The sequence below is a fragment of the Vitreimonas sp. genome (assembly GCF_035627415.1).
Lineage (GTDB): Bacteria > Pseudomonadota > Alphaproteobacteria > Caulobacterales > Aquidulcibacteraceae > Vitreimonas.
This window is the reverse complement of record NZ_DASPLU010000003.1, coordinates 113,253-128,423: the sequence shown is the minus strand read 5'-3', so window position 1 is coordinate 128,423 and position 15,171 is coordinate 113,253. Positions and strand designations below refer to the sequence as shown.

9 protein-coding genes and 1 pseudogene are annotated in these 15,171 nt (G+C 66.2%); 6 read left to right on the top strand and 4 right to left on the bottom strand.

The features are described from left to right. The first annotated feature begins 251 nt into the window (after positions 1-251). The 3 genes and pseudogenes from VEA80_RS01170 (at position 252) to VEA80_RS01160 (ending at position 3,794) form a co-directional block, all read left to right on the top strand. Positions 252-1,402, top strand: a protein-coding gene (locus tag VEA80_RS01170) for an IS3 family transposase (protein ID WP_325058846.1) whose coding sequence is annotated in 2 segments (ribosomal slippage) — positions 252-504 and positions 504-1,402 — 1,152 coding nt in all. Because the reading frame shifts where the segments join, the coding sequence is not laid out codon by codon here. A gap of 27 nt (positions 1,403-1,429) precedes the next feature. Next, positions 1,430-1,762, top strand: a pseudogene (locus VEA80_RS01165) (TonB-dependent receptor domain-containing protein); the annotation flags it as partial. 412 nt (positions 1,763-2,174) lie between these two features. Next, the gene (locus VEA80_RS01160) at positions 2,175-3,794 is read left to right on the top strand and encodes an ATP-binding protein (RefSeq protein ID WP_325058845.1); all 1,620 of its coding nucleotides are present in this window, start codon (positions 2,175-2,177) and stop codon (positions 3,792-3,794) included. 643 nt (positions 3,795-4,437) lie between these two features. Here VEA80_RS01160 and VEA80_RS01155 read toward each other — a convergent pair. From VEA80_RS01155 to VEA80_RS01140, 4 genes are all read right to left on the bottom strand, one after another. Beyond that, a complete protein-coding gene (locus VEA80_RS01155; RefSeq protein WP_325058844.1) occupies positions 4,438-6,702 on the bottom strand; it encodes a hybrid sensor histidine kinase/response regulator in 2,265 nt (754 codons plus the stop codon). Between the two features lie 1,110 nt (positions 6,703-7,812). Then, positions 7,813-8,139 (bottom strand): ArsR/SmtB family transcription factor, encoded by a 327-nt coding sequence (locus VEA80_RS01150; RefSeq protein ID WP_325058843.1) that lies wholly within the window; start codon positions 8,137-8,139, stop codon positions 7,813-7,815. A gap of 37 nt (positions 8,140-8,176) precedes the next feature. Further along, complete coding sequence (locus tag VEA80_RS01145; RefSeq protein WP_325058842.1) at positions 8,177-8,494, bottom strand: hypothetical protein; 318 nt, start codon at positions 8,492-8,494, stop codon at positions 8,177-8,179. A gap of 219 nt (positions 8,495-8,713) precedes the next feature. Continuing rightward, complete coding sequence (locus VEA80_RS01140) at positions 8,714-9,355, bottom strand: GntR family transcriptional regulator (RefSeq protein ID WP_325058841.1); 642 nt, start codon at positions 9,353-9,355, stop codon at positions 8,714-8,716. 314 nt (positions 9,356-9,669) lie between these two features. Between VEA80_RS01140 and VEA80_RS01135 the strand changes: the two genes are divergently transcribed. The 3 genes from VEA80_RS01135 to VEA80_RS01125 all read left to right on the top strand — a co-directional run bounded on the left by VEA80_RS01135 (position 9,670) and on the right by VEA80_RS01125 (position 15,166). Then, complete coding sequence (locus tag VEA80_RS01135) at positions 9,670-12,141, top strand: hypothetical protein (protein ID WP_325058840.1); 2,472 nt, start codon at positions 9,670-9,672, stop codon at positions 12,139-12,141. Positions 12,142-12,366: 225 nt separating this feature from the next. Beyond that, the gene (locus VEA80_RS01130) at positions 12,367-14,247 is read left to right on the top strand and encodes an ABC transporter ATP-binding protein (protein ID WP_325058839.1); all 1,881 of its coding nucleotides are present in this window, start codon (positions 12,367-12,369) and stop codon (positions 14,245-14,247) included. Between the two features lie 55 nt (positions 14,248-14,302). Next, positions 14,303-15,166, top strand: a complete 864-nt coding sequence (locus VEA80_RS01125) for a helix-turn-helix transcriptional regulator (protein ID WP_325058838.1) — start codon at positions 14,303-14,305, stop codon at positions 15,164-15,166. The last annotated feature ends 5 nt before the right edge of the window (positions 15,167-15,171 follow it).

The following is a 15,171-nucleotide window of genomic DNA, read 5'->3' as shown; positions in this document are numbered from 1 at the left end:
ACCGTCTCGATTGCATCGACTAGGGCGATCGCCGCCGTGACAACCGCTGGTCAGCCAATCATCTTCAGCACTGCATCGGCGCCGACGATGAGCCCCGCGGCGATAAACGCGCCAAGCATGGTCAAACCCATTCGGGCATCGGTGCGCTCTCCGAGAGTGAGCCCGTTGGCGAGTGAGAAACAGCCCAACTGACGTGACCCCCGCAAACTCCTCCATTTGACGCTAGAGTCCGGCCCACGAGGAGCCGGAAGATGAAGCGGAAGCGGTTCAGCGAAGAGCAGATCATAGCGATCCTGCGAGAGCACGAGGCGGGCGTGGCGACGGCCGATCTCTGCCGCAAGCACGGCATGTCGAGTGCGAGCTTTTATGCCTGGAAGGCCAAGTACGGCGGCATGGACGTGGCCGACGCCCAGAAGCTCAAGGGCCTGGAGGCGGAAAACGCCAAGCTGAAGCGTTTGTTGGCGGACGCGATGCTCGACAACGCGGCGCTGAAAGATCTGCTCGGAAAAAAATGGTGACGCCCGCACATCGGCGAGAAGCCGTCGCTCATCTCGAAACGGCGCACGAGATGAGCGAGCGGCGGGCGTGCCGGGTCATCGGCGTCGATCGGACCAGCGTGCGTTACCAGCGCACGACGCCTGACGACGCCGACCTGCGCGCCCGCATCAAGGCGCTGGCGCACGAGCGGCGGCGCTTCGGCTATCGCCGCCTCTACATCCTGCTGCGCCGGGAGGGACGGCTGGTGAACAGAAAGCGCGTGCAACGCATCTACCAGGAAGAGCGGCTGATGGTGCGCCGCCGCGGCGGCAGAAAGCGCGCTTTGGGCCTACGCGCGCCGATAGCAGCGCCGGATCGGCCGAACGCCTGCTGGTCGCTCGACTTTGTGCACGACCAGATGACAGATGGCCGCCGCTTCCGCGTGCTGGCGATCGTCGATAATTGCACGCGCGAATGTCTCGCGCTGATCGCCGACACCTCGATCTCCGGCGTGCGGGTCGCGCGCGAACTGGATCGCATCATCGCCTGGCGCGGACGCCCAGCCGCGGTGACCTCCGATAACGGGACCGAGCTGACCTCGAACGCGATCCTGAAATGGGCGGATGAGCGCGGCGTCGGCTGGCAATACATCCAGCCCGGCAAGCCGCAGCAGAACGCCTTCAGCGAAAGCTTCAATGGCCGTTTGCGGGACGAGCTTCTCAATGAGACGCTCTTCCGCTCGCTGCCGCACGCGCGCCTCGCCCTGGCGGCCTGGCGCGACGACTACAACCACCACCGCCCGCACGGGAAGCTCGACTGGCTCACGCCAGCCGCCTACGCCGCCCGTTGGGCAAGGAACGAAGAGCTTGAAGGACGCCCATTGGGGGCGTTTGATGAGGATCGGACTCCAGTGGCGGCTGGATGAGAAACGGGGGTCACGTCACCGGAATACAAATCGGCCCTTTCGGTTACATACGCCGTTGGCGACTGGACGTTGTTCGGACGCTGGAGCTACGTGCCGGAAGTCGTGTCCTCCAATGGCTTTGGCGTCATCGGCGATGCATTCCCGGCAGATCCAACCGTTTCGCCCGCGGCGAGCTATGTGGATCTGTCAGCCCGTTGGAGCATCACGGACAACTTCACGATCACTGCCAATGTCGACAACATCTTTGATGAGTTCCCGCCGCAGACCGCCGACGGTTACACCGCGCAGGCCAACACGGACCCGCAGGTCTATAGACCGCTCGGGCGCTTGTTTCAGCTCTCGGGTCGCTACAGGTTCTGAACTGCCCGGCTGAAACCGAGAGGGCAGCGGCCGTCCATCGGACGGCCGCTGCTTCGGCTCGGTCACCGTGTTCTGCCACGACGGAGGAGCAATCCTTGTAGGGGCGCTTGCGGGCCGCCACGGGCTAGTTCTTCATCGCCGTTCAATGTCTCCTTCCGGCAATGGGCCATCCGCCCCGGGCGGAGAAGAGGGGGCGAAGCGGAAAGGCTCTGCGGCTCGGCGAACTGGCCAAGACCAAGACTGGCCCAAACCGGAACGCGCGCCGATGAATTGATGGCGCTGTCAGAACGATGCTACCCAAACCGAGCTTACGCCAAAGGGCATAGGCCTCCAGCGAGGCTTGTTTGTGCAGCGGCGATAATCGGGCGTAAGCCATGTCGCCCGTATGTGGCCGGGCATGAAGGCGCTAAAAATGTCAGCTGGCGCGCGCGCTTGGTTCGCCGCGGGCGCGCCCACTCTGGCGCTTGTCGTTGTCTGCATGGCCATGGCGCTCGCCATGCTGTGGGGATCTGCCCGCGAGCGCGATCAGGCGTTCGCCGACACATCCTCGCGTCTGGTGGAAAGCGCCTGGGGCGCCCGCGTCAACGCGACGGCGGGCTTGGCGCTCGACTACGCCATCTGGAACGACGCCTATCTCGCGACTACCGTTGAATGGGACGGCGAATGGATCGACAATAATCTCTATTCGAACCTCGTCGACGCCATCCTTGTCGTTCGCGCCGACGGTGCGGTTCGCCACGCATGGTTTGCAGATGCGGTCGGCGCTGAGGCTCCGGCGATTACGGCTGGCGTCGTGGAGGCCGTCCGGCGCGATCTCAATCTCGGCGCCCTCGTGTCCGCTCCGCTCAAGGAGGACATGAAGGCGACCACCGTTCTGGCGGTCGAAGGCGACCCGGTGCTGGTCGCGATCGCCCCGCTCAGTCCGGAAGAACAGACCGTTCGCCAGGTGCGCGATCCCGACTTGCAGGTCGATTTTCTCGTCGCCGTCGATCGCGTCTCGTCACAGGAATTGAACGAAAGCGGCGCAAGCGTCGAGGCGGTGGGCCTCAATTACACCGTCGGCGGGCCTTCCGGCGGCGATGATCAGATCCTTATGCCGCTCCTTGACGCGTCCGGTCAGAACGTCGGCGCTCTTGCCTGGACCCGGCAACGCCCCGGCAGCGCGGCGTTCGCGGCAAACGCCGGCTTGATCGTCATCTGTCTTTTGCTGGTGGGCGCGCTAGCGCTCATGCTCGCTCGCAAGCTCGTCGATGATCATGTTCGCGCCGCCGCCGAAATCTCGAGCGCCCAGGAGGCGAGCCGCATCAAGTCAGAATTCATCGGCGCCATGAGCCACGAACTGCGCACGCCCCTAAACGCGATCATCGGCTATGCCGAACTCATAAAGGAGGAGGTTGAGGACAAGGAGGCGGAAGCCGGGGTCATCGCCGATGCAGATCGGATTCTGTCGGCGGCGAGCCATCTCGCCCGGCTCATCAGCGACGTGCTCGATCAGTCACGCATCGAAGCGGGCAAGCTGAACGTCGTCATCGAGCCCGTCGCTGTCGCCGGCGCGCTCGAGGATCTTGAGGAGTTGATGCGCCCGCTGGCTCAGGCGAACGCCAATAGATTGACGATCTCGGCCGAGGCGGACGCGGGCCTCGTCATGGCCGATCCAATGCGTTTGCAGCAATGTCTGATCAACTTGACCGGCAATGCGCTCAAATTCACGCGTGGAGGCGATGTCGCCGTGCGCGTCCGCCGCCTGCACGATGGCTCTCAGCTCAGCTTCGATGTGTCCGACACCGGCATCGGCATGGACAAGCGCGAGCTCGAGCGGTTGTTCAAGCCTTTCGCGCAGGCCAACTCGGGAGTGTCGATAAAGTACGGCGGGACGGGACTCGGCCTTTCCATCACCCGAAGCCTTGCGCGCGCAATGGGCGGAGATGTCAGCGTGCAAAGCGCGCTCGGCAAAGGCTCAGTGTTCTCGCTGCGCTTGCCTGCCGGCGCCGTTGAAGTCACCGCCAAGCCGGTCCTCATCGCCGCGGCCTGACGCGTCGAGTGGGGACGGCCGCGGCCGATCGGGCGTCCGTTCTCGGCGCCCGCGTCCGTGGTGTGCAGCTTCGTAAAGAGTTCAGCCCGGCCGCGGGCTCCAGGTTCTCATTTCGAGGCGCCGTCGCGCGCCCACGCCCAAGAGCGCTCACGCTCTCAAATGGCGCCAGACCAGATCGCAATGACAGCGATACCGATGGCCCCGGCGAGCATCGCCGCGAGCACCCCCGTCACCAGCCGTTCGAATTTGTCGCCGTCGTCCACGTCGCCGCAGTGTAGCGGGAATTTCGTTAACCGTGGCCTACGCTGGCGAAAAAAAAGCGCGCATGCGGGGGGCCCCGACACGCGCGCTAGAGAGCCGGCGGGATGGCTTTGCTCGGTCCATGCGGTCAGCTCTCGCTGAAAGCTTGGCTGACGGCTGTGGATAACGGAAGCAACGTCCGGTAGTTCGAGGCGCGAGCGGCGACCGATCCGGCCGCGGTGTCGTCTGCCGGACCGTCCGGTGCGGCGGCGAAAGGCGCCATCGTCGGGTCGCGCAGGGATGCTGGGAGGGCCCTCCGAAACTAAGGACGGCAATGTCGCGGGGGCGGCTCACTCAGCCATCGCCGTTGCGCAACTTGACAACGCACAGGCGAGGCGCCCGCTCAGGCGTCGGTGCGCGCCAGCAAGCTTCGCAGCGCCGCAGCCAGTGTCGCACGGCGATATGGCTTCAACAGAAGCGGCATGTCCGGTCCCAATCGCTCCTTGCGCAGGCTGGCGTTCTCCGGATCGCCTGAAGCCAACAAAATCTTGATCGAAGGGAAGCGTTTGCGCGCCTCGAGCGCGACTTCGACGCCGCTGACGCCATGTGGCATGAACATATCGGTGAAGATCAAGTCGAACGAGGCGCACGCCTCGAGCTTGCGCAGCGCCTCATGCCCATCCGCTGCGGACGTCACCTCGTAGCCGAGTTGCTCGAGCATGGAAGCGACATGGGCGCGCACGAGGTCATTGTCTTCCACAAGCAATATGCGCTCGGAGCCCGATTCGATGTGTGCGCCGTCGTTGGCGGCTGTCCGGCGCGAGGGCGCGCTGCAGGCCTTGTCGGCGCTGGGCAACCACAGCTTTACGCTTGTCCCGCGTCCCAACGAAGAGGTGATTTCGACCTTGCCCTTCGACTGTTTGGCGAAGCCATAAACCATGCTGAGGCCGAGGCCCGAGCCTTTGCCGGCAGCTTTGGTGGTGAAGAACGGCTCGAACGCACGCGCCAGCGTCGCCGCGTCCATCCCCGCACCGGTGTCGGCGACGCAAAGCCAGACGTATGCTCCTCGATCGAGGTCGCTGACTTGCGCGTCAACGCCCACCGAACCCATGTCGATCCCGATTGCTCCCCCTTCCGGCATCGCATCGCGGGCGTTGATGCAAAGATTGAGAATAGCGTTCTCGAGCTGGGCCGCGTCAGCGAGCGCGGCCGGAGCGGCGGGGTCTGCTCGCAGCACAATCTGGATCTCATCGCCCAGAGCCCTTCGCAGCAGCGGCGCCATGGATGTGATGAGATCGCCGACGTCGATCGGCTCCGGCGTCAGCGGCTGACGGCGCGAGAACGCCAATAGACGGCTGGTCAATTCACCCCCGCGCTCGGCGGCATGGCGTGACAATTGCGCGATGCGCAAGAGGGTCGGGCGGTCGTGCAGAGCATCTTCCAGCAGCTCGGCGTTCGAGAGGATGACGGTCAGAAGATTGTTGAAATCATGCGCCACCCCGCCCGTCAGCTGACCTATCGCCTCGAGCCGTTGCGCCTGGCGCAGCTCGCCCTCCAAACGTCTTGTCTCCGTCACGTCGATCATGCTGCCGACCATTCGGGTGGGCTCGCCGCCTTCAGCCCGGATGATCACGCCGCGATCGAGGACGGTCGCCACCGAATCGTCGGCGCGAAGGAAGCGATATTCCGCCGACCATTCTTCCGCTCCGCCAGCGATCGCTTCATCGATGCTCTGCAGCACCCGATCGTGATCGTCGGCGTGAATGCGTGCGGTCCAGCTTTCAAGGCCTGCTGGCAATTGCCCTTGCGCGTACCCCATGACGGTCTGCATGCCGTCGTTCCACCACAGGCGATTGTTCGCAAGATCCCAATCGTAGACGACGTCCGAGGTGGTGCGGGCGACGATCTCGAATCTTTGTTGGCTGAGTTTTCGGTCCTCTTCACGGGCCCGCTCCTCGCTCACGTCCCTGAAATAGACAGAAAGTCCTTCTGAGGACGGGTAGGCGCTGACCTGAAACCATTTGCCGAGCGGGCCGAAGTATTCGGTGAATCGCACCGTGCATTGCTGCTCGAGAGCGTGCTCATAATGGGTTCGGAAGGCCGTTGCGGTTGGAAACGCCTCCCAGGCGTCCCGGCCGATCAGTTCAGATCTCGAACGCTGCAACAGCGCTTCTGCTTCGGCATTGAGGAACGTAAAACGCCAATTGAGATCGAGCGCGACGAACGCATCGCCGATGCTTTCGAGAACCGTCTCCAGCCGCTGCGCCAGCTGTTGCGCCTCCGCTTTAGCGGCCACGAGCGCGGTGACATCCTGAATGGCGCCTTGGACCTTGTGCGCATCCTCGCTTGGACTGAAAACGCGCTTGCCGATCACACGCACCCAGAGCGAGCGGCCGCCGGCGCTGATTAAGGGCAGGATGAGGTCGAATGCGTCGCCCGTGCGGCTGCAATTGCGAAACGCGCGTTCCAATTGTTCGCGCGCATCCGCGGGATAGAAGCCGAGCGCCGCCTCGAACGTGGGGCGCCACGCCTGATCGATCTCATGAATGGCGTAGGTCTCAGGCGACCAGGTGATCGATAGGTCGGAAAGATCGACAGTCCAGGCGCCGACTTGCGCCGCCTGCTGAGCGATGCGCAGCAAATCATGCGTGTCTTTGGGCAATCGCACGCCTGCGCCCTCGCTCACCTGGCGGAAGTCGAATGAGAAGGTTAGCGGAAAGGCTGGCGCAATGGGCAGTAGTGCGGACGCACTAGCCAAAAGGAAGCGCCAGCGCCTGCGAGGCGGTAATGTGGCGCCCGGCGCCGACGATGTTCGCCGGCAAGGCTCACGAGCGCCACCTGACGCGCGCACGGCCTTTCGCGTTCGGGCCGACCAGCCAATCCTTCGCTCGCCACCGGCGCTTCACGTGGGACCTCCGCCGTGTGACAGGCGCTCGCTCTTCGCGTCAGTCGCCGCGGCTCCGAACTCATCTCACGCCCGCCCCACAATGCGTAGAGATGACGCCGAGCAGCGCGCGGCGCGGGCGAGCCAAAGGTTGCGCCCGCCAAGTCAGTGAATTGAGTTCACGTATACGCCGGGTGCGTGGGCTCGCTTGAAACTAGTGGCGAGGGACTTTGGCGGCGTATGATTCCAGCCAGCCGCACGCTGTGCACCGATGCGTCGAAATGGGAAGCGGCTTTTTCACCCGGATAATGGTCCAAAAGCTCGGTTTTGGCTGTCCCTTCTGCCACGCCGTTGAGGCGTATGATCCAAAATTGTGGTCGACGGTGAAGCCGCGCTCCATCGGCGAACTGCAGCGAAGGCAAGTAAGCTGGGTCATTTTTGTCTCTGCCGGCCTTGGGGTTGAAAAAAGAGACTAAGCTAAGCAAGAACGCCGCTGAGCGCCCCGCAATGGAAAGCGATCATTCAGAGAAGGGGGCGCCTTTTTTACGCTTGAACGCGACGAGCGCTGACATCGCGGCCCCGATTGCAATCATCGCGGCCGCGACCCGCGCCGATCCACGCGCCCGTGAGGCCGAGCTCTCTCTGCCCATCGTGTGAGCGGCGCCTCACGGCGCTCAACGACGCGATCGATCCACGCAGCACAACAAGAGATCCGTACGTAAAGACCGGTGTCGCCGTATTTCTGTTCGACACCGTCATCGTTGATGTCCAAGTTCCGGGAGCCAACGCCAAGGCCGCAACAAACAGAAATGCGATCCGGCCCATAGTGATACCCAAAATGAACGCTGGCTCTCGGCGCTTGCCGCGATCTAGAACTGGAGGCGCCCGCACCTGTCACGCTCTGCGCACACTTCGGCGCAAAGGCTTAGCGTAAGTCGTTGCAACGGCAGCGCGGGTCTGTTCTGCGGCGTCGCCGTCGAACCAACGCAGCCACTCGGATGCGAGCGAAAGCATGGTCCGATCAATGCGGTAGAGCCGCCGGCGCCCGTCATGCGAGCGAGAAAGAAGCCCTGCCTCCACCAATGCGTTGAGGTGGCCTGTGGTCGTCGCCCAGGTGTGGCCAAATCGGGCGGCGATATCGCCCGCAGAGAGCTCGCCGCCGCGAAAATGAATGGTCATAAGCATCTGCCGGCGGGCGGCGTGCGCCAGCGCTTGAAACACACGCTCGACCGCCTCGGCTTTGCGCTTGGCGCTTTGTTCAGGCAAGGCGCGGCTCGATCGCTTCGACTTGCGCGAGCGTCATGGTGTCGAGGTGCGCGCCCATCGGCTCCCAGAGCGCCATCACCTCCGGGGTGCGATGGGCGATATCTGACGCCTCTTGGCTCACCCACTCGAACATCTCGATGAAGTATGCCGCGCCGGTGCGCTTATCGACGGCCCGCCAAATCTGGGGCGGACGCTCCGTTGCAAGACCCGCAGCGTAGAGCGCCGGGTAGTGCGCCAGCACGAGCCGAAGCAAAGCATCCTCGTGTCCCGGCTTAGGGAAGTACGAAACCGACATTGAGACCGCGCTCATCTGCGCCTCCGATATTTAGGAGAAAGCCTAAATATCATCCCGATCGAGGCGGGGCAACGGCTTTCGTGCTTGACGTCGCTGGCGGCGCGTCCGGCCTGTGTTCGTCCACGGCGCTTTGGAGCGCGCGCCGGTCTCGCATCGAGCCTCGCCAGGGCCGCTGCGCGCGTCAGCGGCGAAGCATTTCCGTGCGCCAGCGCAAGGCGCGCTCTTCTTGGCCGACTAAGACCAAGCGGCTCGTGCGGTCTCGGCGCTGGCGGCGAGCGCTTCTGAAAGGACGGAGGCCGCCTCGGCGCGCGCGCCGTGATGGCGTTTGAGCTCGGCGCGCAAGCTGTCTTGCTCGCCGCTGACCCAGGCCGCCTCCAGTGACTGCAGCTCTTTGAGCGCTCCAGCGAAGAAGGAAGGCTCGATCAAGCGCGCTTGATAAAGGCGCTCTCCGGTTCGCCGCGTTTGCGCCAGAAGCTCAGCGTTGTCGGCGCTGGCGGCGATGGCGCACAAAAGCGCGCTGAGGCCCTCCGCATAGGTCTCGGGCGCCGTAAGGTTGCCGCGCGAAGGGGCCGTCGACGGTTGCGGGCAAAGTGAGGGACCCGATAAGGCGAGGTCCGCGAGCTCGCCGCTCCAATCGTAGAGCTGGCGGAGCTGGCGCGCCGTCGGCAACACCACGGCGTAGCCATAGCCGGGCGAGGCGTCCACTAAGCGCTCGGCGGCCAAGCGCGCGAGCGCCTCTCGGACCGGCGTCTGGCTCATGCGCAAAGCGTCGGCAAGACGCTGCAAATCAATTCGCCCCGCGCCTAGCCGCCCCGCGATCACCCGCCGCTTGATCTCCTCATAGGCGCGTTCGGCGGCGGACTGGAGTTGGCGCATGCGACACCTTCTGCTCCCCGGCGACCACACCTGCACTGCGCCAGCGCAAGGCTTCTTCGTCAGAACGATGGGGCGCTGAGCCAGAGCGGTAGGAAAGGGCGGTCCCAAACGTCTTTCCAGCAGCGGCCAATCCCGTCGACGCGTGGCGCGGCCGCGCCGGTTTGGATGAACGACCTGTCATGGCGCGCTCAGCACGCATTCGCTCGAGATCCGACGCTGGCGCCAAGCGCGCAAGACGCACCGCTGCGCCGAGTGAGTTCGAAAGAGGCGCGTACGCCCCTCGGTTTGCGCCGCCGCCGCAACCGGGCCGATCATTGCTGCGCCAACGCCTGCTTGAAGCGGCGAACAAGCCTGTGCTCCTCGTTCAGGCGCCCGCGGGCTATGGCAAGACCGTCCTGCTCACACATTTGTTCAAGGCCGCGACGGGCGCGCGCGCTTGGCTTTCCATCACTGCCGCCAACGCCTCTTTCGAGCGCCTGCGCGATGACGTCGCCGCTGTCCTCGGCGGCGTTTGCGCGTTCGCGCCGGACCTTCTTGCTCCGCCCGCCGCCGAAGGGGCGCGCCTTGGCGAGGCGCTGGCGCGCGCCGGCGAGCCGGTGCTGCTCGCCATAGACGACTATCATTTGGCCGCGTCGCGGGACGCAAACGCCTTCATGCGCGCTCTGCTCGCGGGCGCGCGCGCGCCGGCGCGCATCGCGCTCGCCATGCGCACAGCGCCCCGCATCGGCGCGACCGCCTTGGCCGCCAAAGGCCTCGTGCGAACGCTTCATGCTGACGTCTTGGCGTTCACCGAAGCCGAAACGCTCGACTTTCTAGCTGGAGGCGAGGAGGCGGCGACGGCGGCGTGGCGCGCCAGCGAAGGCTGGCCCGCTGCGCTTGCGCTTGCGCGGTCTTTGATCGCGGCGGGCGCTTCGCCACAGCACGCGATCGCTGGCGCAAGCGGCCCAGTGGGCGCATTTGTCGCCGAGGAGACGTTCGACCCGCTCGAGGAGGATCTGAAACGTTTCCTGGTCGACACCGCGCTTTTGAGCCGGCTCGACGCGCAGAGCGCCGACGCCGTGCGCGAGGCCGGCGCCAGCGCCCTTTGTCTCGACCGGCTCGAACGCAGCGGTGCGCTCGTATTCGCCGACGCGAACGCCTGGCGTCGCCATGTTCTACTCGATCAGTTCTTGGCGCCGCGCTTTGCCGCCCTGCCGGCGCCCGAGCAGCGCAAGAGACGCGAGCGCGCAGCCCGCGTTGCGGCTGAGCGGGAGGACTGGGACCAGGCCTTCGCCATCGCCGCCTCGGCAGGTGGGAGCGCGCTGGCGCAGCTTGAGCTCAGAGCCCCAAGGCTGTGGAGCTTATCTGCGCTCGGCGCCGCGCAGTCTCGCCTCTCGGCACAGGACAACCCAGCGCTCGCCAAAGCGCCGACCTTGGCCGCGCTGCGCGCTGCGGCCTTGTTCGACGCCGGGGCGCCGCGCGAACACATCGAGGCCGCGTTCGATTGCGCGCGCGCCGCCTTTGCGTCCTCGTCAGAGCGGGCCGAAGCGAGCACGGCATTGGTCTGGCGCGCGTTGGAGCGCGCGCTCCGCGCAAGCCCGCTCGGGCCGGAGGAACGCGCATCGCTGCTCGCTGCAGAGGTCGGCGAGAAGGCGCTGCTCTGGCACATTCGCGCAGCCCACGCGCTGCTCGACGCGGCGTTTGAAGAGGCGCTCGATTGTGCAAAGCAAGGCCTTGAGGCGGCGCAAGTGGAAGGCGCCCTCGCGCGTGAATTGGCCTTGGCGACGCTCGCATTTGTCGCCTTCGCCGATGGAAGGCTAGGCGCGGCAAGCGAGGCGCTTGAAGCGGCGCAGGCTCTGGGCGGCGCGCAGAGGCGCTATCGGCCGGCGAGACGGGCGATCGCAGCGCTCATCGCCGCCGAACGCGGCGAGGCGCCGGTGTCCTACGACTTGGCGGGCGAAGACGCGCCCCGCTTGCTGGCGATGTCTGCGCCGCTCGCCTGCGAGAGCACGCGCCTGGCGGCGCGCGCTGCGTGCGAGGCGTCGGGATTCGGCCAAGCGCGCACCGTGCTGCAGAGCGCTCGCGCCGAAGCCGAGGCGCAAGGCTGGGCGCATGCGCGCGACATGTTTGACGCAGAGGAACTCACGCTCGCGCTGCGTGCGCGTCAAACCGCTCCCGCCGGCTCGCTCGCGCGTCGCCTGCAACGGCGCGTCGGCAGCGATGCTTGCCCGCGCTTTGCCTGGGCTGCGCTCGCGCTTGCGCGGCGGCGCCTTGCTTGCGGCGCGCCACGCGAGGCGCGGGCGTTGCTGGGACCCTTGCTGGCGGTCGGGCGCCCTTCGCGGCGCGTCCGCGCGCGCGCGCTCGTGCTCGACGCCGCGGCGGCGCAGGCGCTCGGCCAAGCGGGCGAGACCGCGTCCGCCTTGGCGCGCTTCCTGACCGAATACGGAGCGGATGTAGGCGCAGCGCCATTCTTCGAGGACGGCGCGGGCTTGCTCGAAGAGACCTGCGCGCTCGCCGCACGTCTTGCGCCAATGCAATCGGGAGCCGATGCGCTCGAAGCTGCAGCCGCGCTCGCCGTCGCCCGCCCGCGCTTCACCGGCGAAGACGCCCTGGCTGCGCCCGATCAGCGTGAGCGCGCCATGTTCGAGGCGCTGCGCAAGCACGGCTCGCGCGTTGAGGCCGCGCGCGCGCTAGAGCTTTCGGAGAACACGCTCAAATTCTATCTCAAGCGCGCCTTCCAGAAGTGGCGCGTCAACGATTGGCGCCTCGCAGCGGCCGTCGCCCGGCGCCTGAGCGCGGGGGCCTGACGGCGCTCCTTTGCGCAAGACGCGGATCTTAAAGACGTCATCCGGCCAAAGGCTGCGCGCCCCGCGTCCGCCTCGGCTTTCCGCCCGCGCCGCGCAGTGACCGATCTCCCCATCATGGCCTCGTTCGCGGGGATCGACCCCTAGCGTGTCCGAGCTTTCACTTGGCCGCGCAAGGCCGGTCTGCTACCCAAGGTAGATTGGCGAGCTACCCACGAGCTACCTCAGATGGCGAAGGCGGGCGGGAGCGGACGCGATCGGAAAGCGGCTGATGCGCCGCGGCCGGCGCATGTGCTGGTCGGTTTGTTCATCGGCGCCGCCGATCGCGCCGTATGGCTGCGCCTTGGAGCGGCGGTTGCGGCCGCGGCGACCGCCGCCGCGCTCGCCGTCGCCGCGCCCGTCGCGCTCAAATTCCTGCTGGATACGTTCTCTGGACAAGGTGCGGCGGGCGCCGGCCCGCTCGCCTTGGTTGTTCTTTATGTCGGCGCGTTGGGCGGGGCGCGCTTGGCCGAACAGGCGCAGGCCTATTGCTTTGGCACCGGCGAACAGCGGCTGCAACAGCGGCTCAATTCCCGCATGTTCGCCCATGTCCTCGCCTTGCCGATGGGCTTTCATCTTGACCGCCCCACCGGCGGCCTCGCGCAGAGCCTGACTTTGGGCCTTCAGGGCGCGCGCATCATCATGACGCACGCAACGTTCTCGGTGCTGCCGGTTGTCGTGCAAGCGGTGCTGATCACCGTCGTCGTGATAGAGGTGTTCGACCTTGCAGTCTGGCTCGTCGTCACAGGCGCGATCTTCGCGTACGCCATCGTATTCGCCTGGGGCGTCAGACGCCTTGCCGGACCCACCCGCGAAGTGTCGGCGGCGCAGATCGAGGCCGGCGGCCAATTCAACGACGGGCTGGTCAATGTCGAACCGGTCAAGGCGTTTGGCGCCGAAGACTTTATCGGCCAGCGCTATCACGATCTCTTAGGCGAAGCCGAGCGGCGCTGGCGGGTGTTTCATGCGCGCCGATGTGAGAACGGTCTCCTCGCCGCCATTGTGTTCGCGATCTCCTTCGCTCTGGTGCTGGCGCTCGGCGCGCGGGCGTTTTTGCTTGGCGAGATCACGATCGGCGACTTTGCGCTGCTCAACGCTTACATGCTGCAATTGGTGCGCCCGATCGAGATGATGGGGTTTGCCTTGCGCGACATGGCGCAGGGGGCGGTCTATCTTGAGCGGTGGGCGGAGTTCTTGCGCCTTGCGCCGGAGACGGAAGTTGAATCGCAGACCGCTCCATCCCGCGCCCGCCCGGCGCCAGGGAAAGACGCGCCAAGCGCGCGATCGCTTTCGGCGCCGGAGCACAGGGAAGACAAGCTCGCGCCGGAGATCCGCTTTGAGGCGGTTCGCTTCCGCTATGGCGAGAAGCGCCAGATCCTGTCGGACGTGAGCTTCACCGTTGCGGCCGGAACCGTCGCCGCGGTCGTCGGTCCGTCGGGCGCCGGCAAGTCGTCCCTGGTGCGGCTCCTGCTGCGCTATTATGCGCCCGAAGCGGGACGCATCCTGATCGGCGGGCTCGACGTCGAGAGCGCGCCGATCAAGCGCGTGCGCGCAATGATTGCGCTCGTGTCGCAAGACACCGTGCTCTTCAATGCAACGCTCCGGCGCAACATCGCCTTCGCCCGGCCCGACGCAAGCGCCGAGGAGATCGAAGAGGCGGTTCGCCGCGCGCGCCTTGGCGCGACGTTGGCGCGCCTGCCGGAAGGGCTCGACACGCTCGTGGGCGAGCGCGGCCTCAAGCTCTCGGGCGGCGAGCGCCAGCGCGTCGCGATCGCGCGCGCGGCGCTGAAGCGCGCCCCCATCCTCGTGCTCGACGAAGCCACCTCGGCGCTCGATGCCATCACCGAGAACGAAGTCTGGGCCGACATGCTCGAAGCGGCGAGCGGGCGGACTGCGCTCATCGTCACCCACCGGCTTTCGCTGGCGGCGCACGCCGACAAGATCATCGTGCTCGACGCAGGGCAGGTGGTCGAAGAGGGCGCGCATGCGCCGCTCTTGGCCGCCGAAGGCGCCTACGCCCGGATGTGGCGGCGCAATCAGGAGAGGAGCAATGAGCCGGAGACAATTTAATGTTGCATCGTGGGTAGAGTGATCGTTAGATGCGGGTAGTAGCGGAGCTCACCTGATGCGCGGCGGCGTCCTCTCGAAGCTGTCCTTGGCTGATGGAGACGCAGGCCAGGCCGGCGCATGCGCCGAGCAGGCGGCCGATCAAGCGAGCGCCGAGGCCGCCTCGCCCGATGCGGGCTTTGCGCCGCCCTCGCTGTTCGACAGTTTCGCCGATGAATGCGACCGCGCGCGCACGCCTGCCGCAACCGGGCGTCTCTTCGTTCAGGCCATGCGCCGCCTCGGGTTCGAGCACGTGGCGCTGGTGACGCACGGCGCGCCCAAGCAATGGGCCAGCTTGAGCGTTTTTGCGCACAATTGGGGCGAGGCGCGCGCCGAGCTTCTGGCGCCGCAGCGCGAGGGGGCCTTCAATCCGATCTTTCAAGGCGCGGAGGCGATCGCGGAGGCGTTCGCCTGGTCCGACCCCGCCTTCCGCGGCGCGCTCGACGCACGCGGGCGCAGCTGGCTCGAGGAGATCGAGAGGGCGGGGCTCATGAGCGGCGTCACCCAGCGCGTGCGCGGGGCGATCGTGCCGGCGTCCTGCTCGCTTGCGCCCGCGCGCGAGGCGCCCATTGCGATCGCGCGCGCCATGCGAATGGCGGCCTACGCCTTTCATCACATCATCGCTCTGCAGCGGCCCAAGCTCGCTCAGACCGATCTTTTGACCCAGCGCGAGCATGATTGTCTGTCGCTTGCAACGCTGGAGGGCTTGCGTCCGCGCGAAGTGGCGGCAGCCTTGGGCGTGCGGATCACCACGGTGCGCAGCATGCGCCAAAGCGCATGCCTGCGGCTCGGCGCGCGAAGCCAGGAGGAGGCGGTCTGGCGCATGCTGGAAACCGGGCAATTGTTCTCTCGCGGCCGCTCGGGCCGTCCGCGCAGTTGGTGAAGGCC